This is a genomic window from Paenibacillus sp. oral taxon 786 str. D14, from assembly GCF_000159955.1.
GTDB lineage: Bacteria > Bacillota > Bacilli > Paenibacillales > Paenibacillaceae > Fontibacillus > Fontibacillus phoenicis.
On the sequence record NZ_GG695996.1, the window covers coordinates 24,241 to 51,149 of the forward strand.

At 52.9% G+C, this 26,909-nt stretch carries 22 protein-coding genes, 1 other RNA gene and 1 pseudogene; 18 read left to right on the top strand and 6 right to left on the bottom strand.

Annotated elements, in window-relative coordinates; genetic code table 11:
• The 4 genes and pseudogenes from POTG_RS20770 to POTG_RS20785 form a co-directional block, all read right to left on the bottom strand.
• Positions 1-1,461 (bottom strand): annotated as a pseudogene (locus POTG_RS20770) (heavy metal translocating P-type ATPase); the annotation flags it as partial.
• Positions 1,458-1,832 (bottom strand): ArsR/SmtB family transcription factor, encoded by a 375-nt coding sequence (locus POTG_RS20775; RefSeq protein WP_009226810.1) that lies wholly within the window; start codon positions 1,830-1,832, stop codon positions 1,458-1,460. The pseudogene POTG_RS20770 and the gene POTG_RS20775, both read right to left, overlap by 4 nt.
• A gap of 457 nt (positions 1,833-2,289) precedes the next feature.
• Positions 2,290-2,988 (bottom strand): DNA-3-methyladenine glycosylase, encoded by a 699-nt coding sequence (locus tag POTG_RS20780; RefSeq protein ID WP_009226811.1) that lies wholly within the window; start codon positions 2,986-2,988, stop codon positions 2,290-2,292.
• Between the two features lie 91 nt (positions 2,989-3,079).
• Positions 3,080-5,155 (bottom strand): transglycosylase domain-containing protein, encoded by a 2,076-nt coding sequence (locus POTG_RS20785; RefSeq protein ID WP_009226812.1) that lies wholly within the window; start codon positions 5,153-5,155, stop codon positions 3,080-3,082.
• A 214-nt stretch (positions 5,156-5,369) separates the two neighbouring features.
• Here POTG_RS20785 and speE point away from each other — a divergent pair, with 214 nt between their 5' ends.
• The 4 genes from speE to argS all read left to right on the top strand — a co-directional run bounded on the left by speE (position 5,370) and on the right by argS (position 9,527).
• A complete protein-coding gene (gene speE / locus POTG_RS20790; RefSeq protein ID WP_036646517.1) occupies positions 5,370-6,197 on the top strand; it encodes a polyamine aminopropyltransferase in 828 nt (275 codons plus the stop codon).
• 134 nt (positions 6,198-6,331) lie between these two features.
• Entirely contained in the window at positions 6,332-7,273 is a 942-nt protein-coding gene (locus tag POTG_RS20795) for a hypothetical protein (protein ID WP_157273538.1), read from the top strand.
• A 154-nt stretch (positions 7,274-7,427) separates the two neighbouring features.
• Positions 7,428-7,847 carry a DUF1934 domain-containing protein gene (locus POTG_RS20800; RefSeq protein WP_009226815.1) on the top strand — a complete coding sequence of 140 codons (420 nt, stop codon included), beginning with the start codon at positions 7,428-7,430 and terminating at the stop codon, positions 7,845-7,847.
• Complete coding sequence (argS, locus tag POTG_RS20805; RefSeq protein WP_009226816.1) at positions 7,848-9,527, top strand: arginine--tRNA ligase; 1,680 nt, start codon at positions 7,848-7,850, stop codon at positions 9,525-9,527.
• 308 nt (positions 9,528-9,835) lie between these two features.
• On the opposite strand, the gene POTG_RS20810 is transcribed toward argS, so the two are convergent.
• Positions 9,836-10,987 (bottom strand): S8 family peptidase, encoded by a 1,152-nt coding sequence (locus POTG_RS20810; RefSeq protein ID WP_009226817.1) that lies wholly within the window; start codon positions 10,985-10,987, stop codon positions 9,836-9,838.
• Between the two features lie 425 nt (positions 10,988-11,412).
• Between POTG_RS20810 and rpoE the strand changes: the two genes are divergently transcribed.
• The 10 genes from rpoE (at position 11,413) to POTG_RS20860 (ending at position 21,848) form a co-directional block, all read left to right on the top strand.
• Entirely contained in the window at positions 11,413-11,982 is a 570-nt protein-coding gene (gene rpoE, locus POTG_RS20815) for a DNA-directed RNA polymerase subunit delta (protein WP_009226818.1), read from the top strand.
• A gap of 332 nt (positions 11,983-12,314) precedes the next feature.
• On the top strand, positions 12,315-13,916 hold the full coding sequence (locus tag POTG_RS20820) for a CTP synthase (RefSeq protein WP_009226819.1): 1,602 nt from the start codon (positions 12,315-12,317) through the stop codon (positions 13,914-13,916).
• Positions 13,917-14,047: 131 nt separating this feature from the next.
• Complete coding sequence (locus POTG_RS20825; RefSeq protein ID WP_036626312.1) at positions 14,048-14,452, top strand: response regulator; 405 nt, start codon at positions 14,048-14,050, stop codon at positions 14,450-14,452.
• 139 nt (positions 14,453-14,591) lie between these two features.
• Complete coding sequence (locus POTG_RS20830) at positions 14,592-15,305, top strand: hypothetical protein (protein ID WP_036646520.1); 714 nt, start codon at positions 14,592-14,594, stop codon at positions 15,303-15,305.
• Between the two features lie 333 nt (positions 15,306-15,638).
• Complete coding sequence (gene fba, locus POTG_RS20835) at positions 15,639-16,493, top strand: class II fructose-1,6-bisphosphate aldolase (protein ID WP_009226822.1); 855 nt, start codon at positions 15,639-15,641, stop codon at positions 16,491-16,493.
• 199 nt (positions 16,494-16,692) lie between these two features.
• Positions 16,693-17,949: a UDP-N-acetylglucosamine 1-carboxyvinyltransferase gene (locus POTG_RS20840; protein ID WP_009226823.1), complete on the top strand. Its 1,257-nt coding sequence runs from the start codon at positions 16,693-16,695 to the stop codon at positions 17,947-17,949.
• A gap of 112 nt (positions 17,950-18,061) precedes the next feature.
• Positions 18,062-19,426, top strand: coding sequence for a transcription termination factor Rho (gene rho / locus POTG_RS20845; RefSeq protein ID WP_009226824.1), 1,365 nt, complete (start codon positions 18,062-18,064; stop codon positions 19,424-19,426).
• A gap of 58 nt (positions 19,427-19,484) precedes the next feature.
• On the top strand, positions 19,485-20,753 hold the full coding sequence (locus tag POTG_RS20850; protein WP_036646527.1) for a radical SAM protein: 1,269 nt from the start codon (positions 19,485-19,487) through the stop codon (positions 20,751-20,753).
• A gap of 102 nt (positions 20,754-20,855) precedes the next feature.
• Entirely contained in the window at positions 20,856-21,053 is a 198-nt protein-coding gene (gene rpmE / locus POTG_RS20855) for a 50S ribosomal protein L31 (RefSeq protein WP_009226826.1), read from the top strand.
• Between the two features lie 120 nt (positions 21,054-21,173).
• The gene (locus POTG_RS20860) at positions 21,174-21,848 is read left to right on the top strand and encodes a hypothetical protein (RefSeq protein ID WP_009226827.1); all 675 of its coding nucleotides are present in this window, start codon (positions 21,174-21,176) and stop codon (positions 21,846-21,848) included.
• Positions 21,849-22,278: 430 nt separating this feature from the next.
• Here the strand turns inward: POTG_RS20860 and POTG_RS20865 are convergent, their stop codons facing one another.
• Positions 22,279-23,535: a stalk domain-containing protein gene (locus POTG_RS20865; protein ID WP_036646522.1), complete on the bottom strand. Its 1,257-nt coding sequence runs from the start codon at positions 23,533-23,535 to the stop codon at positions 22,279-22,281.
• 186 nt (positions 23,536-23,721) lie between these two features.
• On the opposite strand from POTG_RS20865, the gene ffs reads away from it, so the two are divergent.
• The 4 genes from ffs to recR all read left to right on the top strand — a co-directional run.
• Positions 23,722-23,988: signal recognition particle sRNA large type (ffs, locus tag POTG_RS23380), an RNA gene on the top strand.
• 126 nt (positions 23,989-24,114) lie between these two features.
• Positions 24,115-25,884 carry a DNA polymerase III subunit gamma/tau gene (gene dnaX / locus POTG_RS20870; protein WP_009226829.1) on the top strand — a complete coding sequence of 590 codons (1,770 nt, stop codon included), beginning with the start codon at positions 24,115-24,117 and terminating at the stop codon, positions 25,882-25,884.
• A 97-nt stretch (positions 25,885-25,981) separates the two neighbouring features.
• Positions 25,982-26,293, top strand: a complete 312-nt coding sequence (locus tag POTG_RS20875; RefSeq protein ID WP_009226830.1) for a YbaB/EbfC family nucleoid-associated protein — start codon at positions 25,982-25,984, stop codon at positions 26,291-26,293.
• 27 nt (positions 26,294-26,320) lie between these two features.
• Positions 26,321-26,909, top strand: a 589-nt coding sequence (recR, locus tag POTG_RS20880) for a recombination mediator RecR (RefSeq protein ID WP_036646524.1), incomplete at its 3' end; no start/stop codon positions are given.

A 26,909-nucleotide genomic window follows, 5' to 3' on the forward strand; every position in this document is an offset into this window, starting at 1 on the left:
GCAGGCCACGTCGCCGCGATCGTCACTGTTGCCGCCGGCGCGGGCGGCAACGTAGCGCACCACCGCAGCGGCCAGCGGGTGCAGGGAGCCGCGCTCCAGAGCGGCGGCTACCGAGTAAAACCGCTGCGGCACATACGCGATCTCGCGCTGCACCTCCGGTTGCCCCTTCGTCAGGGTGCCGGTCTTATCGAACGCGATCGCGTCCAACTTCCCGAGCTGCTCCAGATGCACGCCGCCCTTGACGAGCACGCCGAGCCGCGCACATCGGGTCATCCCGCTGACCAACGGGATCGGCGAGGATAGCACAAGGGCGCAAGGGCAGCCAACGATCAGGATGGCTAAGCCTTCATAGATCCATTTCATCCACGGCTGCCCGAACAGCAGCGGCGGAGCCAGCACCACAAGCGCCGCCAGAATCATGATGGCCGGCGTATACCACTTGGCGAACCGATCAATAAACAGTTCGGTTGGCGTCTTCTTATCCTGCGCCTCCTGCACAAGATGCATGATTTTGGCCAGGGATGAGTCTTCGTATGGTTTATCGATCCGGACTTGAAGCAGACCTTCGGAATTGATGCTGCCGCCGAATACCGGCATTCCGGGCTGTTTCGTGACCGGAATCGATTCGCCGGTAATGGCTGCTTCGTTGACGGCGCTCGTCCCTTCCAGGACCGTGCCGTCCGAAGGGATCTTTTCCCCGGCTCGGACGAGAACGATATCGTTTGCTTTCAGCCGCGCGATCGGGACGATCGATTCCCGTCCATCCTGAACAACGATCGCTTCCTTTGGAGCGGCATCCAGCAGCGCTGACAGCGAGCGGCGGGCGCGGCTCATGCCATAGCCCTCCAGCAGCTCGTTCAGACCAAACAATATCGCGACCAGCGTCGCCTCTTTCCATTCCCCGATGATCACCGCACCGGTTAAGGCTACGGTCATGAGCGTATCCATGTTGAATTTCAATCGGAGCAGGTTACGCAAACCGCGCAGGAACGTGGTGTACCCGCTGAGAACAATGGCAGCCAGGTAACATGCAATCTGTACGGCATTTGGCATGTCGAGCACAAACGTCCCCCCGTAGATCACGGCGGAAATCACCAGCAGCCATAGTCCCAGGCGGCTTTCATGTTCTTGCGGTTCACTGTTGTTTCCAGGTTCTGTGGCCTTCTGGGAGACTGCTTCCGAGGCAGCCGCAGCCGCCGTTCCGTCAGCGGAGCTGGGACCCGGTAAGACTAAGGTTGCTCCGTCCCTTTTCAAAATCCGCTCCACCTGCTTCAAATCCACAGCGGGATCGATGAGCAGGCGCCCGCTATTATATAGAAGAGAGGCATCCTTCCCGTGATCCAGGCGCTGGATTTCCTCCTGCATCTCCCTGGCACAATTCGCGCAGGACAACCCTTGAACACGATACTCTATGCGACGGTTCTCACCGGGCGTTTGATTTTTTTCCACAGTCGGATTCATTCGTTCATCCGCTCCTTCTGATGCTCCAGCGTCATGGCCACCAGCGTCTGAATATGATGGTCGCTTAACGAATAGTAGACGTTCTTGCCTTCTTTGCGCGATTTGGCGATATGGAGTGCCTTCAGCTGGCGCAGGTGATGGGAAGCCGTCGCCACGGAGACGTCGAGTAAATCGGCGATATCGCAGACGCATAGCTCCTGGTGCTGCAAATAATAAGCGATCTTCACCCGGTTCGGATCGGATAATGCCTTAAAAATCTGGACCATTCCGTTCACGTCCCGCTCCTCCAGACTATCCCGGAGCCCGTTCATGCGGGTGGTTTCGGTGCAGGTCTGCTCGCACACATCTGCGGTCTCTACCGAATCGGCCATGGATCGTCGACCTCCTTTATTCAAATCAGCGTTTGAATGATATAGTTTAAGTATAAGCGATCTTATAGAATATTCAAAGATTCTTTTGAATGTTACGGCAACGAGTTCAGGGGCTTTTCTGCCCCTATATGGTTCTTTTCGCGCCTCTTTACGGGATTATCCCTTTTGTTCAGAAGGGGATCGGGGAAGGAGAGCTTAGAAGGTAACCTTCTGAGGAGACCTTCTAAAGAGACCTTGTAATTGAGCGGAGTGAGCGGACTTTAAAATAGGAACGAGTGCGGACCTATATCAATCGATCCCAAAGTGAGGAGGGCTGCATCGTGAGTGAGGCGGACTATATTAAGGCGATCGCTGACTTCATCGAAGCGAACATCCGGGCATCGCAAACAAGCAGCCAAACCGCTTCGTCTCTTCCTGATGCAACGGGATAATGGTCAAAAAGGATCGGACGGACGACCTAGGTGTCGGTAGCGATAGCGTCTCCTGACCAAACCTCGGCCTGCTTGTCGATGACCGACACATAGGGGTTGCCGTGAAAATAAAACCGCCACGGCTTCGCCGCATACTCCTCCGCATACGCGATGCCGATGCGTGGCGCCTGGACGATCGCCTCACCGGCTCCCGATCCCTCCGACATCGACCCGCCTTCGAGCCAAAGCGGTCCGCCGGGCTGATCGAGCGGCAAGCCGTTCAGCGCTTTGCTGATGTCCAGCGCGCGGCACAGCTTGCCGGGACCGCCCGATAGGTCCGCCGGCTTGCGGGCGGCCGTACCGCGATAGCGGCGCATCGCCGCTTCATCTGCCGGGGACAAGGGCTCGACGGCACGGATCAGCACGGCTTGCGGGTCACCCTCCGTGCCAGTTACGACGTTCAGGCAGTTATACATGCCGTAAATCAGATAGACGTAGGCCGTTCCGCCGGGGCCAAACATGATGTCCGTCCGCGCTGTACGTCGTCCTCCGTAGGCATGACTGCCTTTGTCATGAATGCCGCCGTAGCTTTCCGTCTCCACAATGCGGCAGCGAATGTCGCCTTCTTCCGTACGGCGGACAAGCGTCTGTCCGAGCAGACGGGGGGCGGCCTCCAGGGCCGTCAATCGATAAAAAGCCGGGGGCAACGGCGCCCCCGGTTTGATTAGTTTCAAGATAGGGTCCATCGATAAGGAAGTCTCCTTGAACATTTTTTAACTATGGATTGCTTCCTTATATCGTAAAAACTTTTTCATGCGTTGTCCAACTCCTGCCGCGCTAATCCATCCACCAGCGCTTCAGATCTTCCCACCAGGAGTGACTTTCTTTCTTCTGCTCCTCGGCTGGAGGCGGCACCGGCTCGGCTTCGCCTTCCCCGTGTGCAGTGCAGTACTCCGTTGGCTCCGTTCCCTCAATGAACACTTCCAGCTTCTTGTCCGGGCAATCCTTCGTGGCGAGCAGACCCGTTTCCGGATCGATGTATACGCTGACCACCCCGTCAGGGATTGGGAAGATCTTCGGAGGTACTTTTTCCAACGCTTTCTCCGTGTATTTGGCGAAGATCGGCGCGGCTTTGCGCGACTCCGTGGTGCCAAGCGTCTTGCCCTTGTCATAACCGACCCAAACGGCCGTCGACAGCTCCGGCGTAAAGCCGACGAGCCAGGCGTCCGTGCTGGTCGTCCCGGTTTTGCCGGCGACCGGCCGTTTGATTTCGTTGGAGACGCGGTTGCCCGTACCTCCGGTTTCAAACACGCTCTCCATCAAATGCGTCAGCACGTAGGCGGCGGAAGCCTCCACGACCTGCTCGCTTTTGGCCGGTTTGGCCTCGTATAACACGCGCCCGCTGGCATCGGTAATCTTCAGCACTGCCACCGGTTTGACGCTGCGGCCCTGGTTGCTGATCACCGCAAACGCCGTGGCCATTTCGAACGGGCTGACCGGCGACGTGCCCAGTGCAAGAGAAGGAACGGCTTGCAGCGGGCTGGTGATGCCCATTTTCCGCCCCATTTCGATGACCTGCTCGGCCCCCACCGTCAAAATCGTATTGACCGCATAGATATTGTCTGAAGCTGCAATCGCTTGCCGCATATCGATTTCGCCCAGATATTTGTCGCCGAAGTTTTTCGGACTGTACGTTTTGCGGTTGTCGTCATAATGGAACAGTGTCGGTTGACTGCTAAATTTGCTGGCACTGGTCATTTTTCTCGAAGAGAGTGCTGTGAGATACATAATGGGCTTAAAGCTGGAGCCGGGCTGCCGCGTTGTGGCGAAGACATGGTTGTATTGACTTTTCTTGTAATTGACGCCGCCAACCATCGCTTTGATGTAGCCGTTGCGTGGATCGATGGAGATGAGAGCGGCCTCCAGATCCGGCGAGTTTGCCAGCTCCGAAGCCACCGCCGCTTCCGCTGCCTGCTGGGCATCCGGATCCAGCGTCGTGTAGATGTTCAGCCCGCCATGCTCAAGCAGCGTCTCGTCGAAGCCAAGCTCGCCGACCACCACATTGCGAATATAATCGCGGAAATAAGGAGCTTTATCGGTGGGACTTGGCTGCTTCGGCGATTGGAAGTTCAGGATGGCTTCATAAGCCTCATCGGCTTCCTGCTGTGTGATCCCACCCGTGGCGACCATCGCCGACAGCACGGTACGCTGGCGATCCTTGGCGTTCTTCATATGATTAAACGGCGAATAATAGGTGGGGCCTTTCGGGACCCCGGCTAACATCGCGCTTTCGGCCAGGCTCAGATCCTTAGCTGGTTTTCCGAAATACATCTGGGCCGCGGCTTCAATTCCATACGCGCCGTGTCCGTAATAAATTTCGTTGAGGTACATGCGCAAAATGTCGTCTTTGGAGTATTTCATCTCCAACTGAGCGGTGTACATCGCTTCCTTGATTTTCCGTGACCAGGTCCGTTCATGCGATAGATACAAATTCCGCGCCAGTTGCTGGGTTAAGGTGCTCGCTCCTTGGACAGTGCCCATTTCCTTGAGATTCACCAGGGCTGCCCGGGCCATCCCTTTCAAATCAAAGCCAAAATGGTTGTAAAACTGCCGGTCTTCGGTCGCTAGCGTCGCTTTGATCAGCCAAGGTGAGATGTCTTGCAGATCCACGCTTTCCCGGTTCTTCCCGCCATCGGAAAACACCGCGATCGTCTCTCCCCGGCTGTTGATTAGCTGCGAGTTCCGGTCCGATCCGGCGAGGGGCAGCTCGGCTTGGGACAAGTAGAGGAGCAGGATGCCGACAGCGCATAGGCCAAGTAAACCCGTGCCGACCATCAGCTTGAACAGCAGAAGCCACGGACGGCGAGGTTTACGTTTATGATGATGTCGATCACTGCGAACGAGTTTCTGCACGAGGGGACTCTCCTTTCCGATCCTATAGCAAATCCGTGCTGCGAACGTCTAAAGTTTAGTATGGGAAAGTTTGGGAGAGATCATTCACGCCAGAAGCCGTGCCTGCGCTGTTATTTCGGGAGATGTGTTATTATTTTTTCGTTTGGTACAATATAGGAAATGATGTTTGAGCTGACATGCGCGAATCATGATCATAGGAAAGAAGGTTGATAGCATGGAATTATGGTTTACGGAGAAGCAAACCCCGGTTTTTGGGATCACGGCAAAAATACGCGAAACGCTGGTTACGGAAAAAACGGAGTATCAGGACTTGGCGATGTTAGATACGGAGGAATTTGGCCGGATGCTCGTCTTGGACGGCATGGTTATGACAACCATCAAGGATGAATTCGTATATCACGAAATGATGGCGCATCCGGCGTTGTTCACCCATCCGAATCCGAAGCGGGTGCTCGTCGTTGGCGGCGGGGACGGCGGGGTCATTCGCGAGGTGATCAAGCATCCTGAAGTGGGGCAGGCCGTGTTGGTCGAGATTGACGGCAAGGTCATTGAATATTCCAAGAAATATTTGCCGGAAATTGCCGGGGGGCTGGACAATCCGCGGGTGGACGTACAGGTCGCTGACGGCTACATGCATATTATTGAAAGCAAAAATCAATACGACGTCATCATGGTCGATTCTACCGAACCGGTGGGGCCGGCGGCGCCTTTGTTCGAGCGTGGATTTTATCAAGGCATCTATGAAGCGTTAAAAGACGATGGCATCTTCGTAGCCCAGACCGATAACCCTTGGTTCAAAGCGGATTTGATCCAAAAGGTGAACAAAGACGTCAAAGAGATATTCCCGATCGTTCGCGTATACGGCGCCAACATTCCGACATACCCAAGCGGGCTGTGGACGTTCACGATGGGCAGCAAGGTTTATGATCCATTGCAGGTGGACGAGACGAAGATCCCCGAGCTGGACACCAAATATTATACGCCGCGCCTCCACAAGGCCGCATTTGTGCTTCCTAAATTCGTTGAAGACCTTGTAAAGTAAAATACGTCGTTCGGACTATAAATGGCCTGTTTAAAGTGTGATAGTATGATTTATATCACTACTTTCACATGGGACAAGGCGGGATTCTTATCAGAAGGAATAACCCGGCCCGAAGCATGCTTGCGGGCCTGACGATGATTATTGTGGTTATGGTGGCGGGCTGGCTCTTTTACGGTCGCCCTGATGCACCTTCCGGCGGTTCAACGGAAACGCCGGTGCAAGCTCCGACGGCGGTTACAGGAGAAGCTTCAGACGTTGCGAACAACGACATTGCCGCTGATTCGCCGTATTTGTTGGACCATCTTCCCTTTAAGGAAGAGGAGGTCCTCGCGATTACTGCCGGGGGAAACGGCAAGAACGCCCGTATTCCTGCGGAACGGCAATTCGTCTTGTTGGAATCGCTGCGTTATACAGATATGAAGAGTGCGCTTGCGGGTCCGATGCCGGCGGCTTCCCGGAAGCCGATTGTTCTGCAGTTTAAGCTGGCGGACACGCACTATGAGCTGACCTATGATTTAACCAGCAATGCTTTTGAGTATCAAGGGAAATATTACTACGCTGACGACCGGGTGCTGCTGTTGATGCAAGGGCTGTTCCGTGAGCGGGAGGAGTTGGCTTCGTTGGACGCACTGCTGGAGCAAGCAAGGGTTGAGCAAGAGAAGGAAACCTCGGTTGATCCGGATGCGGCTCCTGCCGCTCCGCTGGACGGGGAGGCCGCGCAGGTCGATGGGCTCGACTTCGACGGCTGGGAGCAGCGATTGGCCGAGTCTCCGCCTGAGGAGATCGTTTGGGCCAAGCCTTTCTATGACGACGGCACTGGCCAGGTGAAAGAAGCCCGTTTATTTAAGGACGGGGTGTTGGAGTTGAATCGGATGATCGTTTTTACCCGGCCGGATCACCAGTGCGCGGCCGGCGTGAAGACGGGGATCAGCACGGATGACGTTACGAAGAAGCTAGGGACGAAGGCGCTGAAGCTGGAGAGCCGCTGGAGCTATAAAGTCGGGGATTATTTCCGGTTTCATGTATATTTTATGGATGGCAAAGTTAAATACCTCGCATTAAGTCAACCTTTGTAGGCCACATCAGGCCTTGACGGGAGAGAAGGAGCCGCTGCAGCAACGGCTCCTTTTTTTGCCTAAAGGGGGCGTTGTACCGCATATGTATTGAATTGCCGGGGCGAACTGGCTATAGTAGTACAGTAAGGATCGATGTCGGAAGGAGTTTTGACCTATGCCGGAGACCAAGCCGGTAAGCCTTGTGCTGACGAGCCGACAGGGAACGGAAGAAACGGTGCAGCACCTGCGGGGAGATATTATCCGCCGGAGCGACACCTTATACATCCGCTATGAAGAACCAGATCCGGGGCCGGATGGTGCCAAGACGCGCACGATGATTAAACTATCTGGCAACGAGCTGAAAATCATACGCCACGGAGGCGTAGAGGCCGAGCAAACCTTCCGCAGCGGCAGCCGGATACCAGGGTTTTACCGCTCGCCCTTTACCCGGTTTAACCTGTCTACCGACACCGTAAAGCTGGAATCCCGATGGGACGGGGCGGTTGGTCAGGTGATCTGGGAATACGATTTATACGTGTTTGAGGAACTATCAGGACGTTTTGAACTCAGTCTATATATACAGGAGGACGTTTAAATGCCACACAATCCGTTGGAACAAATGAACCAGGCGCTGAAGGAAGCGATCCTGGATGCGATCGTATCCGCTGGTCTGGCGCAGCGGGAGGAAATTCCGGCGATCGTCTTAGAAGTGCCGAAGGATAAGGCGCACGGTGATTTCGCGACCAATGCGGCGATGCAGCTGTCGCGGATCGCGAAGAAGAATCCGCGCCAAATCGCGGAAGAGATTCTCGGGCAGCTGGACTATGGGAAGGCTGGGATTGAGAAGGCGGAGGTTGCTGGTCCCGGGTTTATCAATTTTACGTTAAGCAAGAGTTATTTGTATCCGATTCTGCTGCAGGTATACCGCGAGGGTGAGAACTACGGCCGCACGACATTAGGGAATGGAAAAAAAGTGCAGGTCGAATTCGTCAGCGCCAACCCGACTGGCAGTTTGCACCTCGGACATGCCCGCGGCGCGGCGGTAGGCGATGCGTTGTGCAACGTGCTGGATTTCGTCGGTTATGACGTAACGCGCGAATACTATATCAATGACGCTGGGAACCAGATCGTCAATCTGATCAAATCCATTGAGGCCCGCTACCGCCAGGAGCTTGGACAAGACGTAGAGATGCCGGAAGACGGATACCATGGCGAAGACATCAAAGGGTTCGCCAAAGAGCTCGTCGCCGAACAGGGGGACAAGCTGCTGGGGATGCCGGAAGAAGAACGGACGGCGTTCCTGCGCAAATTCGGACTGGAGAAGGAGCTGTCCAAAATTCAGCGCGACCTGGAACGCTTCCGGGTTCGCTTCGACGTTTGGTTTAGCGAAACGTCCCTGTATCAGGATGGCCAAGTAGAAGCATCGCTGTCCGAGCTGCGCGAAAAGGGGCAGACGTATGAGCAAGACGGAGCAACCTGGTTGAAGACGACGGCTTACGGAGATGACAAGGACCGCGTATTGGTGAAAAATGACGGGACCTATACTTATTTGACGCCGGACATCGCTTACCACCGCAATAAATATGACCGCGGCTTTGACCGGATCATCAATATCTGGGGAGCTGACCACCACGGCTATATTCCTCGGGTGAAGGCAGCAATGCAGGCGATCGGTAAAGATCCGGAGAAGCTGACCGTATTGATTGCACAAATGGTCAGCCTGTTCCAAGACGGCGAGAAGGTGAAAATGTCCAAACGGACCGGTAAAGCGGTCACTATGGTGGATTTGATGGATGAGGTTGGGGTAGACCCGATTCGTTACTTCTTCACGATGCGCAGCATGGATTCGCATCTGGATTTCGATATGGACCTGGCGATTTCCACCTCGAACGAAAACCCGGTTTACTACGTGCAATATGCACATGCCCGGATTTGCAGCATCTTCCGCCAGGCGGAGGAGCAAGGCATCCAGATTCCGGCGGCAGAGAATGTAAATCTCAGCAAGCTGACGGCTGAGCATGAATACGATCTGCTGCGGAAGCTCGGCGAGCTGCCGGAAGAAATTAACGTGGCCGCTGAGAACTATGCGCCGCACCGACTGGTCCGCTATGTCTATGAACTGGCGGCGCTGTTCCACAGCTATTACCGGGCGGAGCGCGTAATTACAGAAGACGCAGAACAAGCGGCGGCACGGCTGGTGCTGCTCGGCGGGGTGCGCACGGTACTTGCCAACGTGCTTCGTTTGATCGGCGTGTCCGCGCCAGAAAAGATGTAATTAACGGAAGCTGTTGCGCGAGTTATATCTAGTTGGGAGGCTCTTTGCATGATTATCCCGCTTAATCAGACGCTAATGCTCTTTGAATCCTCCATGATTCCGATGGATCAGATGAAGGCTTGATGCGGATATCAACCGTAGACGACTGACCAAAAGGGATAATCGTGCAAAAGGTGCTCCAAAGAGACCTATACCGCTTATAAAAAGATTCAGTGTGCCTGCTTCGTGTTGAACTGCTGTATCCCAGCACAGCACGGAGCAGGCACATTGCGATTAGATAAGTCCGCAAAGGCAGCAGGCGGCGGGCGTTAGCTTCTGCTGCGCCCCGATTTGGTGCGCAGCAGGCGTACCGCGCTCAGTTCGCCGGCGCCGCCGCCTTTGGCCCTGGCCGCTGTGCTGGACAGCCGTTTGGCGGTACGGCGTAGGCGGCGCTTGACCTCGCTCGGCTTCATGTCCGGCTTCATAGCCAGCAGCAAGGCCACGGCGCCGCTGACGTGGGAAGTCGCCATGGAGGTGCCGCTCATTTCGCGGTAACCGCCGCCCAGCCAGGCTGAGCTGATTTTTTCGCCGGGGGCGTAAATATCGATATTGGGACCGTAGTTGCTGAAGGAGGCGATTTTGCCATCCTTGCCGGTCGCGCCTACAGAGATCGTTTGCGGGTAGCGGGCCGGGTAATCGCCGCCGCGGCCCTTTTTGTCGTTCCCCGAGGACGCGACAACGACGATGCCTGCGTTATAGGCTTTGCGGATAATATTTTGCAGTGAGGCACTGTTGCTCTTCATGCCAAAGCTCATATTTACGATGTGCATCCGGTTGCGTACGCACCAGTCGATGCCCAAAATGATGTCAGAAACGAAGGCGGAACCATTATGATCAAACGCCTTCACCGGAAAAATCAAAGAACGCGGGGCCACGCCCATCATCCCTTGAGATCCGCCGGAGGCCGCGATGGTTCCGGCGATATGCGTGCCGTGTCCGTTATCGTCGTATGGTAAGCTGATCCGATTCAAGAGATTAATCCCCCGGGCCAAAGAATGGCGAAGATCCGGATGGTTGAAATCGGCTCCCGTATCAATCACGCCGATACGGACCCTGTAGCCTGTGGACACGGACCAGGTTTCCGGGGCGCCGATTCGCCGTACCCCCCAAGGGATTGAAGGAGTTTGCCCCTTGTTGGCCGGGGCTGGGCTATGGACGCTGACGAGGCTGTCTTCTTCGACCCACAGGCCGAAGCGGGAGCGGGCCACTTCCCCGCGTAAACCGAGGGGACAGATCAGCGCCTGCAGCAGCGAGGATGTGCGGATGTGCCGCAACGCGGGATGCTGGCGCTTGTGCTTAAGCAATTGGCGGACGCATTCGGCGAATTCGGCCGGGTGCGCAAAGCGGATAATGATGCGACCGCTTTTTCCGGAGGCGTCGACATGATCGTTCAAAAACCTGAGGAATCCGGAGTAGTCCATGTATGAGTAGCCCCTCCTACGAAGCGTGTTGCAGTATAGTATGACGTTCCTTTTTTCATTGAATGGGGAAGCGGCCCTGTTTTGATGGAAATGGGCCCGGATTGCTGTTTTTCGCGCGAATCCGGCGTGTCAAAGTGCAAATCTGGACATAGGATGAAGGGAAGGCCTTGCGGCTTTCGCCAACCCAAGAGAGGGCAAGGCCTTCTTTTGGGGAAGGATACAGTCAAGGAGCGGGGGACTAGGGGTTCTCCGCTCCTTCCCTTTTTCCGGCGGGGCTTTGGTGTGTTTTTAAAACTTGCAATTTGGTGCCAAATAGGTTTTACTATTGTGTGATATGGATATGTTAGTGAAAGAAACCGGCTCTAACGATAAGGTTGCATCATTGCTTTATAGTGAACTTTTGCGTGAGAGGAAGTGTCCGTAACGTGAGTACCCCGCTGAATTTGAAAATCGACCCGGAGAAAATCCAGGAAATTCCTATGGTCGACTTGGCCTTTATGATCTTGAAGGCGGCAAATACGCCGTATTACTACCGTGACTTGATGAATGAGGTCGCCAAGCTTCGCGGCATGACCGAGGAGCAAATTAACGAGGCGATTGCGCAGCTTTATACGGAGATCAACATTGATGGTCGGTTTGCCTGCGTTGGCACCAACCTGTGGGGCCTGAAACGCTGGTATCCGATCGAGCGGTCGGAGGATCCGGTTGGCAACTCCAAGCGTCCGCGCATCATTAACGATGATGACGACGATCTGGAAGACGACGAATTTGTGGAAGAGGACGATACATACGTATCCGACGACGAAGAGGATTACGATGTGCTCGACGGGGATTCCGAAGACGAGTTGTTCCCGGATGATGACGATGACGACGTGGAAGATGTTGATGACGATGAGTTGCTTCCTGACGAGGAACTTGAAGACGAGGACGACCTTGTCGAAGAGGACGAAGATCTGGACACCGATGCGGATTTCGACGACAGCGACGAGGATTAATCGGCCTCGGGGCAGGGGCCTCGCGATTTCCTTATAAAGGACGGCAAAGGCCGTCCTTTTTCATGCCTTATTTTGTTCATAGATGCGCTCCGCCTTGACTTGACACGGACTAGGGTAACGGGTAAACTATTGCATGGGCTTATGATTCAAACCTATATAAAATGTGAATTTATTAAAAAGTGCCCCGACCAATTCGGGTGTCACTTTTTATTTTTTTATGCCTTTTTGGCTATGTTTTACCGGATAATAGGTTACGCTAATGATCTAAGTTACCTGAATTTCTGGGATCCGATTGGTTTGTGAACACGTACTACTTTAGGAGGTTTTTGGCTGTGGCAAAATACATTTTCGTGACAGGCGGGGTCGTATCCTCACTGGGGAAGGGCATTACGGCGGCTTCGCTGGGAAGGCTGTTGAAGAACAGGGGATTAAAGGTAACGATCCAGAAATTCGATCCTTATATTAACGTCGATCCGGGCACGATGAGCCCGTATCAGCACGGGGAAGTGTTCGTCACGGACGATGGCGCCGAGACTGACTTGGATCTGGGCCATTATGAACGTTTTATCGATATCAATCTTTCTAAGAACAGCAATGTGACGACAGGGAAAATCTATTCCTCCGTTATCGGCAAAGAACGCCGGGGCGAGTATCTGGGCGGTACGGTTCAGGTCATCCCGCACATTACGAACGAAATTAAAGAGCGTGTCTTCCGCGCCGGGCGGGAAGCGGGATCTGACGTTGTAATCACCGAGATCGGGGGAACCGTCGGTGACATCGAGAGCTTGCCGTTCCTGGAAGCGATTCGTCAAATCAAAAGCGACATCGGACGCGAGAACGTGATGTATATTCACGTGACGCTCATTCCATATATCAAAGCGGCTGGCGAAGTTAAAACCAAGCCAACGCAACACAGCGTCAAGGAGCTGCGCAGCATCGGGATTCAGCCGAACGTGATCGTCTGCCGTACGGAGCATGAGCTGTCGGACGATATCAAAGCGAAAATCGCACAGTTCTGCGATGTAGATCCAAGCGCGGTAGTGGAGTGCCGGGATGCCAACACGCTGTACGAAGTACCGCTAAACCTGCGCGATGAAGGGCTGGACGAAATCGTCGTTAACCATCTGAAGCTGACGACGCCGGCTCCGGATATGCGTGAGTGGGAAGGCCTCGTTGACCGCATCAACAAGCTGGAGAAGACGGTGGAAATCGCCATCGTCGGGAAATATGTAGCGCTGCATGACGCCTATCTCAGTGTGGTGGAGTCGTTGTCTCACGCTGGTTTTGATGCGAATGCGGATGTGAAGATTCGCTGGGTAAATGCAGAAGAAGTAACGGACGAGAACGTGGATGAGCTGCTGCAAGGCGTCGGCGGGATTCTTGTCCCGGGCGGTTTCGGCGATCGCGGCATCGAAGGCAAAATTACGACGATCAAATATGCCCGTGAGAAACGGATTCCGTTCTTCGGTATCTGCTTGGGGATGCAGGTCGCAGTGATCGAATACGCTCGTTCGCTTGCCGGACTTCAAGGCGCGAACAGCTCGGAGATCAACCCTGCCACCGAGTATCCGGTGATCGACCTGCTGCCGGAGCAGAAGGATATCGAGGATCTGGGCGGTACGATGAGACTTGGGTTGTACCCTTGTAAGCTGGCACCAGGATCGCTTGCGATGCAATGTTATAACGACGAATTGATCTACGAGCGCCATCGCCACCGGTATGAGTTCAACAATGCGTACCGTGAGACGTTGGAGCGCGTTGGCCTGCGCATTTCCGGGACATCACCGGACGGACGCCTGGTGGAAATCGTCGAGCTTCCGGATCATCCTTGGTTCCTGGCGGTGCAGTTCCATCCGGAATTTACCTCCCGTCCGAACCGTCCGCAGCCGTTGTTCCGCGAGTTCGTGAAAGCTTCGATCGCACACTTGTCCTAAGCAAATTGACCGCAAGTCCCAATTTCAAGCCACCTGTAATTTTGGGTTAACTGATTTTTTAAGGCTCTTTTTTCCAGTGGAGAAGGGTTTTGCAAATCGGGAGCGAAGTATTTACTTATGACCAGGATTACATGGTGGACTTGTGGGAGGGCTTTTCGGTGGAAGAGAAGAAAGTGTTAATCGTCGACGATCAGAACGGTATCCGCATTTTATTGATGGAAGTGTTTAGCAGCGAAGGGTATAAAACGTTTCAGGCAGCCAACGGTAAGATGGCATTGGAAATCGTCCGCAGCGACTCGCCGGATTTAGTGCTTCTCGACATGAAAATCCCGGGCATGGACGGTTTGGAAATCCTTAAGCATATCAAGGAGGTCAATCCAGAGATCAAGGTCATCATGATGACCGCTTACGGCGAGCTCGACATGATCAAGGAAGCGACGGACCTTGGGGCTCTGATGCATTTTACGAAACCCTTTGACATTGATGAAATGCGCGCAGCAGTTAACTTGCAGCTTAAAAGCGGAAATGTACTTTAAATCAAAAGATATTTTGAATAATAAACCTCCTGAGGATTACGGTGTGCTTTCCAATCGGATCTTGGGGGGTTCTTTTTTATTTTCAGGTACGGAAAAGCACACAACTGTCATGGATGTAAAGCTAACGGGAGGGACTAAAGTGAACAAATATATTAAATTGGGGTCAACCATATTACTCGGGTTATTATTCTTAGGTGCAGCCGCTTTGTTCAGTAATAAAGATGGATCGGTGAGCGCCCAGAGCCAAGTAATTGAGGCGGCTGATAAATCAATTTCTGGAAAAGTCGAATATATTAAAGTTTCAACTTCAGCAGAAGATTATACGGTTCATGTTCGTGATAAAATTAAATTGGTGGAAGTAAGTGAAACATATCTTAATGGACAGCTTCAAAATAAAAATATTGTTTCTGAAGGTGGAAAAAGAGTTACTTCTATTGGGAGAGATCATGAAACAGGTAAACTCGTGGGAACCACATGGTTACTGCCCAAAAATATTGCTGCGGAAAATGAACGGATTCTAAAAATTTCATTGTTAGAAAAACAAAAGGAAGAACTGAAGTTGAAAAAATGGAATATGACACAAACTTTGAAGGAAGATGGGAGATCTTTGCAACAGGTAACATCGGAACAGACCGATCAAAAAGAGATTGTTTATATCGATGAGCTAACAGGATTGCCTGTAAAAAGAGAAATTTATCTTAAGGACGCTCAGGGGGAATGGAAGAAAGATACCGAGAAAATAGAGGAATATAAGTATTTTGAGTCATTACCGTTTCAGTTTTTAAGCATAGAGAATGTTGAGATAAAAGAACGCCCTGCCCCAATTAAAGAAGATAAAATATTTGCAGGGTAACTCTATAACGGAAAAATTTGGGCCTTAATTCACGGTTCTCTACGAATTAAGGTCTTTTTGTGTATGGGGAAATTGAACAAAACATCCTTTATTAAAGATATTTTTTAAATCGATAACGGAAATACTTTTTATATCCATTCTTCCCATTAGAATTAGTATCAAATTTACAGTTGCGGGTTTTGCGGTGAAGGTATTTTCGTAAGTACAACACAAGGCGTTCACAAATGAAAGGAAAGCATGAATAGTATTTTTGCAAGGTTGTGGTATAATAAAAAAGTGTGTGAATGTCGGCTAAAAAGATAATATCCCACATCCTTAGGAGGATTGAAACCCATGCCATTAGTATCGATGACTGACATGTTGAACAAGGCCCTTGCCGGCAAATATGCCGTAGGCCAGTACAACATCAATAACCTGGAATGGACACAAGCCATTCTGGCTGCAGCAGAAGAAGAGAAATCCCCGGTCATTCTGGGTGTTTCCGAAGGCGCTGCCCGTCACATGGGCGGTTTCTACACCGTTGTTAAAATGGTGGAAGGCTTGCTGCATGACATGAAAATCACTGTACCTGTTGCGATTCACCTCGACCATGGTTCGAGCTTTGATAAATGTAAAGAAGCGATTGACGCTGGCTTTACTTCCGTTATGATCGACGGCTCCCATCATCCAATTGATGAGAACATTGCCATGACGAAGAAAGTTGTTGAATACGCACATGCCAAAGGCGTTTCCGTTGAAGCTGAAGTAGGTACTGTCGGCGGTCAAGAAGATGACGTTGTTGGCGGTATTCAATACGCTAAACTGGACGAGTGCGTCCGTATCGTTAACGAAACTGGCATCGATACGCTGGCTCCTGCGTTGGGTTCCGTTCATGGTCCTTACAAAGGTGAACCAAACCTTGGCTTTAAAGAAATGGAAGAAATCCGCGATGCTGTTAAAATTCCGCTCGTTCTTCACGGTGGGACAGGCATTCCGACGCATGATATTGCTAAAGCGATCTCGCTCGGTACTTCCAAAATTAACGTAAATACGGAGAACCAAATTGCGTTCACGAAGGCCGTTCGCGAAGTATTGGCTGCGAAACCTGATGTATACGATCCTCGTAAATACATCGTTCCTGGCCGTGACGCGATCAAAGCCACGGTTGTTGGAAAAATCCGTGAATTCGGCTCCAACAACAAAGCTTAAGGATCAACATCAAGCGTTTGCGCCGTACTCCCGTCTTAGGTGGGTTGCGGCGCAAGCTTTAGGACGGACAAGGGATTGGACCGTTCAGCTGAATAAGGTGACTTGGAGAGCACACCGCCTAGACGGTGTCTTTCCATTTCTGTCGCTAAAAATCATGGGCTTGTGTACCGACGCAAATACGTAGGGGGATCCTGGACTTATGGAGAAATTAATGATTCGTGGCGGACGTCCGCTGCGCGGAAGCGTTTCGATCAGCGGCGCCAAAAACAGCGCGATAGCGTTGATTCCAGCTGCGATCTTGGCAGAATCCGAGGTGGTTCTGGATAACTTGCCGATTTTAAGTGACGTGGCGGTATACTCGGAGATTTTGGAGGAGCTGGGTGCCCGCGTCTTGTGGGAAGGCAATCAAATGCGTATCGATCCCACCCATATTCGTTCCATTCCGATGCCCAACGGGCCGGTAAAGAAGCTGCGGGCTTCCTATTATATGATGGGGGCCTTGTTAGGACGTTTCAAAGAAGCGACCATCGGCTTGCCGGGGGGATGTAACTTTGAACCTCGTCCAATTGATCAGCATATCAAAGGGTTTGAAGCTTTAGGGGCGACCGTGACGAATGAACACGGCGCGATTCACTTGCATGCGAAGGAGCTGCGCGGGGCGAAGGTATACCTGGATGTCAGCAGCGTTGGAGCAACAATTAACATTATGCTGGCGGCCACGAGAGCCAAAGGCGCTACAATTATCGAAAATGCGGCGAAAGAGCCTGAAATTATAGATGTGGCCACTTTGTTAAACTCCATGGGAGCAGTAATTAAAGGGGCCGGTACGGAGACGATCCGAATTGAAGGCGTTACGGAACTGAAAGGCTGCCGCCATTCTATCATTCCCGATCGGATTCAAGCTGGAACTTACATGATTGCTGCTGCGGCAACCCGGGGCGATGTCTTGATCGACGGCGTGATTCCTAAACATTTAGAGGCGTTGACCGCCAAGCTGCTGGAAATGGGCGCTCATGTGGAAGAGATGGACGAAAGCATTCGGGTGATCGGACAACCAGAATACCATCATGTTGATGTCAAGGCATTAGTCTACCCTGGGTTTCCGACAGATATTCAATCGCCGATGACCAGTTTGTTGACGCAGGCAAAAGGGGTCAGCGTGCTGAGCGATTTTGTCTACAGCAATCGGTTTAAGCACGTGCCGGAGCTGGTTCGGATGGGCGCGAAAATCCGCGTCGAAGGCCGTTCTGCCATTATCGAAGGCGGACCGCTGAATGCGGCGAAGGTGAAAGCGGCTGATTTGCGTGCCGGGGCAGCGCTAGTCGTAGCTGGACTCACGGTGCCGGAGGGCACGACAGAGGTCTTTGGCGTAGAATTGATTGACCGGGGGTATGACCATCTGGTGCCGAACTTACGCGCATTGGGTGCAGATGTTTGGCGGGAGATGGAAGAATAACTTTCCGTTTTCGCGCATAAGTTGCCAAGGATAGGGCATAATAGGCGAATAAGTCTATCATTACGCGATACTTCATAGTTTTCAATAAAATTGAATAGGTGGTTATTTTAATATGGATCTTCAAATCGCCGATCTGGAAGGGATGAAGCTTACCGAGCTGTACAAGCTGGCGAAGCAATATCAGATCCCTTATTACGGCCAATTAAAGAAGAAAGAATTGATTTTTGCTATTTTAAGGGCACAGGCTGAACAAAGCGGTCTGATGTTTATGGAAGGCGTGCTCGAGATTTTACCGGAAGGGTACGGTTTCCTCAGACCGATCAATTATCTGCCCAGCACGGAGGATATTTACATTTCCGCATCGCAAATCCGCAAATTTGATCTGCGCACCGGGGATCTGGTCTCCGGGAAGTGCCGTACACCGAAGGAAAATGAGAGGTATTTCGGCCTCCTGCAAGTCAACGCCGTCAACGGCGAGAACCCGGCCATTGCGGCGGAACGTCTGCATTTTCCAGCGCTGACTCCACTCTATCCGCAGACCAAATTGGTGCTCGAAACTTCCCCAAATCATTTATCCACCCGCATTATGGATTTGCTTGCCCCGGTCGGACTCGGCCAACGTGGTTTGATCGTGGCGCCGCCTAAAGCAGGGAAGACTTTGCTGCTGAAGGAAATCGCCAACAGCATCTCCACCAACAATCCCGACATTGAGTTATTCGTATTGTTGATCGACGAACGTCCGGAAGAGGTTACCGATATGCAGCGTTCGGTCAAAGGCGAAGTGATCGCTTCTACGTTTGACGAGCTGCCGGAGAACCATATCAAGGTGGCGGAGCTTGTGCTGCAGCGCGCTTTACGGCTAGTGGAGCACAAGAAGGACGTTGTGATTTTGCTTGATAGCATTACGCGTCTTGCCCGTGCCTATAACTTGGTGGTTCCGCCGTCGGGACGTACGCTCAGCGGGGGGATCGATCCGGCTGCGTTCCATCGTCCGAAGCGGTTCTTCGGCTCGGCCCGGAATGTGGAAGAGGGCGGCAGCTTGACGATTTTGGCAACGGCATTGGTGGATACCGGTTCGCGGATGGACGATATTATTTATGAGGAATTTAAGGGTACGGGGAACATGGAGCTGCACCTGGATCGGAAATTGGCGGAACGCCGGATCTTCCCGGCTATCGACATTCGCCGCTCCGGCACGCGGCGTGAGGAAGTGCTCCTGAGCAAAGAAGAGCTGGATACGATCTGGTCGATCCGGAAGAATATGACCGACTCTTACGACTTTGTGGAAGGCTTCCTCAAAAAGCTGCGCGAGTGCAAGACCAACGCCGAATTCCTGGCTTCTTTTGATGTTTCCGGGAACAACCCTTCGGGTGGCGGCAACGGCGGGGCGCGTCGTCCGGTACGGTCGGGCTCTACCTCCTCACGGTCGAGTTCGGCTTCTACGGGCGCTGGCACCGCGCAAAATACTACGGTTTAAAGAGATCTCTCGGGGGGCTTGCTTGGCTTCCAACGATGAATACAAAGAGGAGAACAACATGTACTTAGTGTATGCAGATGAACAAGGACAGGTCTATGATCATCCGTCGCTGTACGGCTTAGCCCGCAGTGCGGACATGATCGTGGAGATTATGGAGGATGAGCTGATTCCGCTTCCTGAAGGGGCGACATTGGTGGGCTTGCCGTCCACCCGGCCGATCGGGATGGACCCGGAAACCGGCGAAATGAAGCCGCTCCCCGGGAATGTCCAGGCGGTCGGCGCTCTGCTTCCGCAAGGCTATACCCGCCTTTGTTTGCCGGGGTATGTGAAGACGGACAAGAATTATAAACTGCCTTTGTTCGGGTATTCTGCGGTGGTTTGGAAGGACGGTCAGTTTTACGTGACAGCGCGCCTGTCGGACGATCCCGAGAAGTGGAATCCGCTGAATTGTGATCCTCTTGAGCTCAAAAATCAAGTGAAAGCCTACACCTCCCGTTATCCGGAGAATCGGCTGTACGAACATTTATCGAATTGCGCGTTAGGTTATGAATGCCTAACCGCTTCCAATACGTTTTTGAACCGCTGGGAAGGGGCCGTCCCCGTCTCCTATTCCTGTAATGCGGGATGCTTCGGCTGTATTTCCGAGCAACCGGATGACAGCGGATTTGTTTCGCCGCAGACGCGGATGAACTTTCGCCCGCGTGTCGAAGAACTGGTGGAAGTGATGCTAGAGCATCTGAAGACTCCGGAGTCGATTATCAGCTTCGGCCAGGGCTGTGAAGGGGAACCGTCCACGCAGGCTAAGCTGATCATCGAGGCGATTCGCGAGGTGCGGCGCCAGACGGACATGGGGTATATCAATATCAATACCAACGCGGGGCTTACCGATCATATCCGCGGGATCGTGGATGCCGGCTTGGATCTAATGCGGGTCAGCACGATCAGCGCGTTGGACGATCACTACAACGCCTACTACAAACCGCGCGGCTATACGCTCGCGAATGTGGAGAAATCGTTGAAGTATGCAGCGGATCAAGGGGTCTATACCTCGATCAACTATTTGATTTTCCCTGGAGTTACGGACCGGGAGGAAGAAATCGAAGCGATGATTGATTTCGCCCGCCGCACCAATCTGAAACTGATTCAGCTGCGCAACCTGAACATCGACCCCGAAAGCTACCTGGAATTGATTCCGACGGCCAAAGGGGAGATTCTTGGGATGAAGCAGGCGATTGAGATTTTTCAGGAGGAGCTGCCGGACGTGGTCATCGGATCGTATACGCATGTGCCGCCGGCGGAATTGGCCCGTGTCAAAGTGGGCGGATAAAACAGGCAATTGCGTGAACGAGGGGCCCGTGCTATAATGCGATTATGTGTCATTATAACTCTGGGCACGACTGAGGCTCAGGGCGGAAAGAGGTGAAAGAAGATGAAAGAAGCAATTCAACCGAAATATTACGTGACTACTGTAACTTGCGCTTGCGGTAACACATTTGAGACGGGTTCCGTGAAACAAGACCTGCGCGTTGAAATTTGCTCCAACTGCCATCCATTCTTCACCGGGAAGCAGAAATTCCTGGATGCTGGTGGACGTGTGGATAGATTCAAAAAGAAATACGGTATCTAAGATACCCTTGCACAAGCGAAATGACGAAGAACGTCTCTGCCAATCTGATGATTGGCGGGGGCGTTTTTTTCTTTTTCGGCGGTAATGATTGGGCCCATTAAGGGGAGGTGTACAGAACATATGGACTTCGATCAGGCGCATCGGTTGTGGTTGGACACGCATCGTAAACGCCGTTCGGGTGAACGGAAAGACCGATTGGAACGGGGACATGGGCATGGAGAGCAGCTGTTTTTGCGCAATGTATGGTGGCCTTTGCGGGGGAATTTGGACAACCTGCATCCGGAATACGAAATCGTCGATTGGCGGGGGCGGCCGTATTTTGCAGATTTTGCTTGGCTAACGGGGGCCGTGAAGCTCATTATTGAGGTGAAAGGCTTTGGACCGCATGTTCGCGATATGGATCGTACGATGTATAGCCGGGAGTTGAACCGGGAGGTTTTTCTGCAAGCGTTGGGGTATCGGGTTGTTTCCCTGTCCTATGACGATGTGGAACGGCAGCCGGAAGTTTGCATCATGCTACTTCGCATGCTATTAAGCAGATTTGAGTCGTCCCGGCAGACGGACAAGCTTCCCAGGCTGGCTTTGAAATCAGCGTTGCTGCAAGCAGTTCAGTTAGGCAGACCCATTCGCCCGAAGGATGTAGAGAGGCAGCTTGGCGTAAATCATCGGACCGCGGTGCGGTATTTACAGCAGTTGTGCCAGATGGGCTGGCTACAGGCGCGTTCCAGCGGTGAGTCGGGCCGGGTTCGGATGTATGAGGTGATACGACGGGATTGGGATGCGTTTGATTGGTGAGTGGATAATATGGGCTTGGTCGCCTAACGGCTAACACAAAATTAAGCTTATGCTGCCACCCCTCGATACCCCGTCGCTAAGTGTAAAAGTGCAGTTGATTTGAGCGAACATGGAGTGATTTGCTTGGTGGAATGTAAAAGCGCAGTTCGAAAGGGCGGAAAAGGCGGAATTCAGCCACAATAGGCGGAAATGGACTACACTTTTGCAGTTAAAACGGCAAAATGATACTAAATTGGCGAAATGAACTGCACTTTTGCATTTCAGAGGGTCGCTGTTGCGATCAGGGGTCGGGGGACGGGAGGCGGTGTACAAATCAGCCGGTTGGCTGTCGCGATCGGGGACGGGAGGCAGTGTACAAACTAAAAAACAGGTCGAAGACGATAGCCGACCGCGGTCCGCCCTCAAATCTCCAACCTGCCTGGGATGATATCTACTTCTTAAACTCCACAGTTTCCTTCAGACTATTCCATTCTTCACTCTTGATGAGGCCCAGCCGCCATAAAGCGATGCCCTTCAAATCATAGCGCTTGGCCAGCCCGGTTAGCGTTTTGACGCTGGTTTGATCCTCGCTGTCCATATTTAGCCCCAGGAGGAGCTTGCTGGCACTTGTCTCGTTAAGAGCAAGGCGGATCGCTTCGTCTACTTTGTCTGCGGGCTGCGGCCGGCCGCTATTGTTTCCTGGGAAGTAATCGTAAGCCATGATGACAATCTCGTCTGCCAGAGCCCCCAGTGTCTTATAATCATAGCCTTTATAGGACGAGTTCAACGGGTGCAGAGCCAGGGACAGCTTCAACCCAGCTGTTCGGGTTTGCTTAGACAATTCCTTCACGAAGCTGTTGAAAGCCTGGCGTGTCGCCGTCTTTTCTGTTGTTAAGCCCAGTCCTTCGAAATCAAGCATAATTCCTTGAAACGCCTTCGCTGTCGCAGCGTTCACCATATCGGTAATCGCCTGCTGCTGCAGGGCTGGATCCTCCAAGATCCGGGTCAGTTCGCCTTTCCCATCGCTGGCGAAGACCATCAGATACGGCAAGGTTCGTGCGGAGGCAGCGTCACTCACAAGGCTGTCCGCAGTCACGTTCCCTGCGGGTTGCGGGAGCCTAAACACGTCGCCCGTTTGCGTAAACTCCCCTTTCTCGTTGATCCGGCTCCAGCCGAAAGCGACAGCGTCCAGACTCGGAATCACCCCGACTTCCGAGAAGGAGGAGATGGCGTAGAACCCCAGCGTGTACATCCGTTCCTGCGGGGAGGCGATGGATACGGTCCGCGAAGCTTGGTCCCACCCGACCTGGGCTCCGAACTGCTGACTGAAGAAGCTGAGCGGAATCAGCGTATTGCCTCCAACGGACCGGGGCGCAACCGCCAATGGAACGGAGGTGTTGTTCACTTTCGCCGTTTTGCTGTTCAGCGTTAACTGCACATGAATGGCTTCAGCACCTGTGCCTTTGATCGCGGTGATCGTTTTGGAAGCTTGGTTCCAAGTGACGTTGATGCCGAGCGCTTCGGATATGGAGCGGAACGGAACCAGTGTCGTGCCGTTTACAATCATGGGTTCACCTGCAAAATTCAGCGGGTATCCGTCCAGCAGGATCCGTACCGGTGACGCCGCTTCAACCCGGGGCGACTGCATCCCGGCCAGGCCTCCGGCTAACAGGGTGATGCCCAGCAAGAGCTTCCCAATTAATTTCATTTGTTTCCCCTCTCTCATGCACTTCTAGTTTCCCATTTCCTTATTCTATTAATATAGCAAAATATAACTAGAGTTGCATGAGAGAGCGCGCACAACTCAGTGATAGTCGAGGCATAAGCCAAGTCGTAAAGCCAACTTCTTCCCTCCGGTTGCATTTTATACAGGCATGAGCTATACTTAGTTTCACCGTGCTAGATGGGGAGGTAGCGGTGCCCTGTAACTCGCAATCCGCTATAGCGAGGTTGAAGTCCTGTTAGAGGTCTTGCCGATGTGAGGCCGGTCTTTACGGCAGACGTTGACGGACGGGTCCTCCGCAAGGAGTACCTGTGAACCTGGTCAGGTCCGGAAGGAAGCAGCCATAAGCAGTCCTACGCCTGTGCCGGAGGGCAGCCTGTCTCGAGTCTTGCCGTAAAGGTGCCGCTCGGATCGCAATGATCGATAACAGGTGCACGGTGTATACTTGATCAGAATACATCTTTGTCTGCGGACAGGGGTGTTTTTTTTGTACATAGACCAAAAGGCTATAGTATAATAAGGGAACGACAACCGTCGTTTAAGGAAAGAAAGAGGTGCCGCATAATGGAGCATATTGCGCTGTACCGGGCTTGGCGGCCGCAGTCGTTTCAAGACATGGTGGGGCAGCAGCATATCATTCGCACGTTGCAGAATGCGATCCGTGAACAGCGGCTGTCGCACGCTTACCTGTTCAGCGGTCCGCGCGGAACCGGGAAGACCAGTGCGGCCAAAATTTTGGCCAAAGCGGTCAACTGCGAAAAAGGACCCGCGGCAGAACCCTGCAACGAGTGTGATGCGTGCCGGAGAATCACGGCGGGTGCTGTCATGGATGTACTTGAGATTGACGCCGCTTCCAACCGGGGGGTTGAAGAAATCCGCGATTTGCGCGAGAAGGTGAAATATGCCCCTACGGAAGTGCGGCAGAAGGTTTATATTATCGATGAAGTCCATATGTTAACGACGGAAGCGTTTAATGCGCTGCTGAAGACCCTGGAGGAGCCACCTCCACACGTGATGTTTATTCTGGCAACCACTGAACCGCATCGTCTGCCGGCTACGGTGATATCGCGTTGTCAGCGTTTTGACTTCCGCCGGGTATCGCTGGAAGAGCAAAGCGAACGGCTGCGGATGATCTGCGAGCAAGAGGGCATCGAAGCGGAGAAGGAAGCCATCGAGTATATCGCCCGATTGTCTGACGGCGGGATGCGGGATGCGTTAAGCATCTTGGATCAAATTGCTTCCTTCTCGGGGCGCAAGGTCTCTTATCAGCAGGTGCTGGACATGACCGGCGGCATCGCCTCCCGGCAGTTTGCAGAGCTGGCCAAAACGCTGCTTGACGGCGATATCGGCGGGATGCTGCAGATGATTGACGGCTTCATGCAGGAAGGCAAAAGCGCAGACAAGTGCATGGAGAACCTGCTTTACTATTTCCGTGACTTGCTGATGGTCAAAATGGTGCCGCAAGCGGACAAGTTGACGGAACGTGTGCTGGATCCACAGGATTTTGCGGAGATTGCCGAGGGCTTCTCCAAATCGCAGTTGTTCCGAATCATCGATACGCTGAACCACTATCAGACCGAAATGAAATATGCCGTGCAGCCCCAAACCTTGTTTGAGGTTGCTCTGTTGAAGATCTGTACGTTTGGCAAAGACGGCGCCGAAGAGCACCCAGCAGGGGCTCGCAGTGCTGGAACGGGAGGCGGAGCATCCGCTGATGCTGCTGAGGTCCAACAACTGCGGCGCCAGCTTGCAGACTTGGAGGCGAAGCTGGAGCGAGCGTTGCAAGGCGGGCTTGCCGCCGGTGGTTCCGCCTCGGGAGCGGGGGCTGGAGGCCATCGTCCATCGCGAAGCCCTGCGCCGCGCGTCGCCTCGAAAGCCAAAATCCCCGCAGGGATGGATCATTATCTAGCCAACCGCAATAGTCCGGAGTTCTTTGACATCCAGCAAAAATGGAATCAAGTACTCCAGGCTGTCAAGGATGCTAAAATTACAGTCCATGCGTGGTTCGTGAACGGAGAGCCTGTATCCATTCTGGAGGATAATGTGCTGGTGGCGTTTAAGAATGATATTCACCGGGAGACCACCGAGAAGCCGGCCAATAAACAAGTCATTGAAGCGGTCCTGGAGCGTCAACTGGGCAGACCGTATCACTTGGTCACCATGATGCTGAAGGATTGGAACGATGCGCTGCAAGGTGCGGGCGAACGGTCAGACGGTGAACCGTTCGAGCTGGAGCATCCGCTGGAGGAAGGCGCGTCTGGATCCGGGAAGGAACCTTGGGTGGACGAAGCGCTAAATATGTTTGGGGATGATCTGGTCGTCATCAAGGAATAACCCAACGAATGGCTTGGGATAGGCACCAGATTGTGGTTATATTTTTCCAATTATTGCATGATGTGCATGTAGACCAAATTAAGGAGATGTGAAGCAGATGAACAATATGAATCAAATGATGAAACAAGTGAAAAAAATGCAGGAGCAAATGCTCAAAGCACAGGAAGAACTGGCCAACAAAACCGTAGAAGGCAGTGCGGGCGGCGGAGTCGTTACCGTGCAGGTGAACGGTCACAAAAAAGTACTGAACCTGACGATCAAACCGGAAGCAGTAGATCCGGACGACGTGGAAATGCTGCAAGACTTGGTGTTGACTGCGGTGAATGACGCTTTGACGAAGGCGGAAGAATTGGCAAACCAAGATATGGGCAAATTTACAGGCGGAATCAAAATTCCAGGCCTGTTCTAATTCTAGGAACTGAAGGAGAAGGCCCCATTGTATTATCCCGAACCGATCGCGAAGCTGATCGATGCTTTTACTCATTTGCCTGGTATTGGGCCGAAGACGGCAGCCAGATTGGCCTTTCATGTGCTGAACATGAAGGAAGATGATGTCATTGATTTCGCTAAAGCGCTGGTCAGCGTGAAGCGGAACCTTCATTACTGCTCTATCTGCTGTAACATCACGGATACGGATCCGTGCCGGATTTGTCAGGATAAGACGCGGGACGCTTCCGTGATTTGCGTTGTGCAGGAATCTAAGGACCTGGTCGCCATGGAGCGGACGAAGGAGTTTGATGGCTACTATCATGTGCTGCAAGGGGCAATCTCGCCGATGGAAGGCCTGGGTCCGGATGATATCCGGCTGAAGGAGCTGCTGAATCGCTTAAGTGATGAACGAGTGAAGGAGCTTATCTTGGCAACTAACCCGAACATTGAAGGGGAAGCGACGGCGATGTATATCTCCCGTCTTGTGAAGCCCTTTGACATCCGTGTCACCCGGATTGCCCACGGGTTGCCGGTCGGCGGCGACTTGGAGTATGCGGATGAAGTGACATTATCCAAGGCGTTAGAAGGACGCCGAG

Bases quoted from the DNA above. Each gene is read 5' to 3' on its own strand.
- dnaX (WP_009226829.1), top strand. From the start codon at position 24,115: ATGGAGCATATTGCGCTGTACCGGGCTTGGCGGCCGCAGTCGTTTCAA.
- POTG_RS20850 (WP_036646527.1), top strand. From the start codon at position 19,485: ATGTACTTAGTGTATGCAGATGAACAAGGACAGGTCTATGATCATCCG.
- POTG_RS20775 (WP_009226810.1), bottom strand. From the start codon at position 1,832: ATGGCCGATTCGGTAGAGACCGCAGATGTGTGCGAGCAGACCTGCACC.
- POTG_RS20840 (WP_009226823.1), top strand. From the start codon at position 16,693: ATGGAGAAATTAATGATTCGTGGCGGACGTCCGCTGCGCGGAAGCGTT.
- POTG_RS20860 (WP_009226827.1), top strand. From the start codon at position 21,174: ATGGACTTCGATCAGGCGCATCGGTTGTGGTTGGACACGCATCGTAAA.
- rpmE (WP_009226826.1), top strand. From the start codon at position 20,856: ATGAAAGAAGCAATTCAACCGAAATATTACGTGACTACTGTAACTTGC.
- rho (WP_009226824.1), top strand. From the start codon at position 18,062: ATGGATCTTCAAATCGCCGATCTGGAAGGGATGAAGCTTACCGAGCTG.
- POTG_RS20865 (WP_036646522.1), bottom strand. From the start codon at position 23,535: ATGAAATTAATTGGGAAGCTCTTGCTGGGCATCACCCTGTTAGCCGGA.
- POTG_RS20800 (WP_009226815.1), top strand. From the start codon at position 7,428: ATGCCGGAGACCAAGCCGGTAAGCCTTGTGCTGACGAGCCGACAGGGA.
- argS (WP_009226816.1), top strand. From the start codon at position 7,848: ATGCCACACAATCCGTTGGAACAAATGAACCAGGCGCTGAAGGAAGCG.
- POTG_RS20795 (WP_157273538.1), top strand. From the start codon at position 6,332: ATGATTATTGTGGTTATGGTGGCGGGCTGGCTCTTTTACGGTCGCCCT.
- POTG_RS20780 (WP_009226811.1), bottom strand. From the start codon at position 2,988: ATGGACCCTATCTTGAAACTAATCAAACCGGGGGCGCCGTTGCCCCCG.
- POTG_RS20875 (WP_009226830.1), top strand. From the start codon at position 25,982: ATGAACAATATGAATCAAATGATGAAACAAGTGAAAAAAATGCAGGAG.
- POTG_RS20825 (WP_036626312.1), top strand. From the start codon at position 14,048: ATGGTGGACTTGTGGGAGGGCTTTTCGGTGGAAGAGAAGAAAGTGTTA.
- speE (WP_036646517.1), top strand. From the start codon at position 5,370: ATGGAATTATGGTTTACGGAGAAGCAAACCCCGGTTTTTGGGATCACG.
- fba (WP_009226822.1), top strand. From the start codon at position 15,639: ATGCCATTAGTATCGATGACTGACATGTTGAACAAGGCCCTTGCCGGC.
- POTG_RS20810 (WP_009226817.1), bottom strand. From the start codon at position 10,987: ATGGACTACTCCGGATTCCTCAGGTTTTTGAACGATCATGTCGACGCC.